This window comes from Maribacter sp. 4G9, assembly GCF_002742265.1.
Lineage (GTDB): Bacteria > Bacteroidota > Bacteroidia > Flavobacteriales > Flavobacteriaceae > Maribacter.
This window is the reverse complement of the sequence record NZ_MDGL01000189.1, coordinates 1-1,816: the sequence shown is the minus strand read 5'-3', so window position 1 is coordinate 1,816 and position 1,816 is coordinate 1. Positions and strand designations below refer to the sequence as shown.

Sequence of the window (1,816 nt, the reverse complement as noted above, 5' to 3'; positions counted from 1 at the left end):
TTGGAAATTATTGAAAAGCTTCTCTTGATAATCCTTTTTACCCTGCATACCTAAAGTTACGATCCTTTTACGGATCGGCAAGATCGAAATGCCCCTTTTTTTATAACTTGTGCAACAGGCACAATGGCTATAAGTAATTGCTTGTTCTCGCCTACTTCTGAAAATCCTTTCGGATTTTCAGTTTGGTGTGTACTTGCAAAGTTAAGTGCTAACCCACGCAACTACTCATAGCCGAAACCGTTAGGCACAAGCTAAAGAAACAGATGGCTGAATACAAAAATACGCTCTCGGAAAGAAAACATTACCACGAACACGCTGAATGGATTCACGACCATTTAAGCAAGTTTTTTGATGACAAGTTAGTTTCTGTATTTCACGAAATCCCAACATTGGACTTACATCTCGATGTATATTTCATAAAACCAGAAAATTCAACTTTTAATATTCTTCTGACTTGCGGAATGAGTACTTTGAAAATGAATGTGGAGGAACAAGTGGAAAACCCAACAGAAGTGGAATTTGCCGAAATAATGATGCTTATTCCCAAAGAAATAGAATTTGAACAAGTTTACTCTGGAAAAAATAAAAACGATTGGATTATTTCAATTCTTAAGCAATCAGCTAAATTCCCTCATTTTTATGACACTTGGATTGGAATTGGACATACATTACAAGCGGAAATGGATATGTCGCCATACTCAAGCGAAACGGAATTTGTTGGAGCTTTAGTTCTTCCTTCTGTAACTTTTGACAAGGATTTTACCGAAATCCATAAAAATGGGCGAAAAGTAAAAAACCACCGTTAAAAACGGTGGCTTTGATTTTCAGATTAGACCCAAAGGGTCATAAGACTCATTCATGATGTTCTTGGTATTTTACATACCGTTTAATCATATCCTCATCTAACCCTACCGTACTCACAAAATAGCCCCTTGACCAAAAGTGATTGCCCCAATACGGCTTTTGCTTCAAACTTGGGTAGGTTTTGAAAAGCTTGATTGCAATTTTTCCTTTCAATATCCCCATATATTCTGAGATTGAAACTTTTGGAGGTATCGAACACACTAGATGAATGTGGTCTTTTTGTACATTCATCTCTAATACCAGTACATCTTTCCATGTACTGATTACTTGCAAATCATGCTCAACCAATGATTTGACCATTCTTTCAAGTATCCGAAAACGATACTTGGGTGTCAATACAATGTGATAGTCACATTTGTAATACACATGCGTTAATTTTCTATATTTACTCATCTTAAAAAGTTTTAGATGGGCAAAACTAAAAAATGGCTGAGCCTTTAAAACATAACCACCGTCAAAGACGGTGGTTTTTCAATGATAAATAAATATCTATAATATTTTCCCACTTTATAGAGACGAATTAGAATTCAAAATAGAAAATGGATATAATAAGCTCTTGGATTTATTAATTAAAGCAAACGGAAAAGAAGTATTGGATTTGAAAAGAAAAAGTTTGATTTCGAAAAAATCATTCTGGAATAAAATAATTGGGAATTAATAAAAATATTGACTTAGGCATTTAACCACTAATATTTTTGATATAGCATGGCGGGGTATTTACCATCCTGAGCATCAGGTTGTCGAATATGCCCTCCTTCATGAAGCTGCAGTTGAACCTGTAGCAATATTCGTCGAGATAGTCCTGTAGGTCCCCCACGTGGTGGTGCATCCCCCTAAGCCATGCCTTGAGCATCATGATCGCCCTGTGCAGTTCCGGGAAGTTGCTCCCCTTCTTGCCCGACGGGATCCGTACCATGTTCGAAAAATCCTTTACCAGCGGCCCGTAGCCCGT

At 36.9% G+C, this 1,816-nt stretch carries 3 protein-coding genes and 1 pseudogene; 2 read left to right on the top strand and 2 right to left on the bottom strand.

Going from position 1 to position 1,816, the window contains the following annotated elements:
* Positions 1-263: 263 nt before the first annotated feature.
* A complete protein-coding gene (locus BFP75_RS20050) occupies positions 264-806 on the top strand; it encodes a suppressor of fused domain protein (protein ID WP_099547107.1) in 543 nt (180 codons plus the stop codon).
* Positions 807-852: 46 nt separating this feature from the next.
* On the opposite strand, the gene tnpA is transcribed toward BFP75_RS20050, so the two are convergent.
* Positions 853-1,257 (bottom strand): IS200/IS605 family transposase, encoded by a 405-nt coding sequence (tnpA, locus tag BFP75_RS20045; protein ID WP_099547106.1) that lies wholly within the window; start codon positions 1,255-1,257, stop codon positions 853-855.
* A gap of 88 nt (positions 1,258-1,345) precedes the next feature.
* Here tnpA and BFP75_RS22770 point away from each other — a divergent pair, with 88 nt between their 5' ends.
* On the top strand, positions 1,346-1,522 hold the full coding sequence (locus BFP75_RS22770) for a suppressor of fused domain protein (protein ID WP_099547105.1): 177 nt from the start codon (positions 1,346-1,348) through the stop codon (positions 1,520-1,522).
* A 21-nt stretch (positions 1,523-1,543) separates the two neighbouring features.
* Here the strand turns inward: BFP75_RS22770 and BFP75_RS20035 are convergent.
* Positions 1,544-1,816: pseudogene (locus BFP75_RS20035) on the bottom strand (IS1595 family transposase); the annotation flags it as partial.

Bases quoted from the DNA above. Each gene is read 5' to 3' on its own strand.
- BFP75_RS20050 (WP_099547107.1), top strand. From the start codon at position 264: ATGGCTGAATACAAAAATACGCTCTCGGAAAGAAAACATTACCACGAA.
- tnpA (WP_099547106.1), bottom strand. From the start codon at position 1,257: ATGAGTAAATATAGAAAATTAACGCATGTGTATTACAAATGTGACTAT.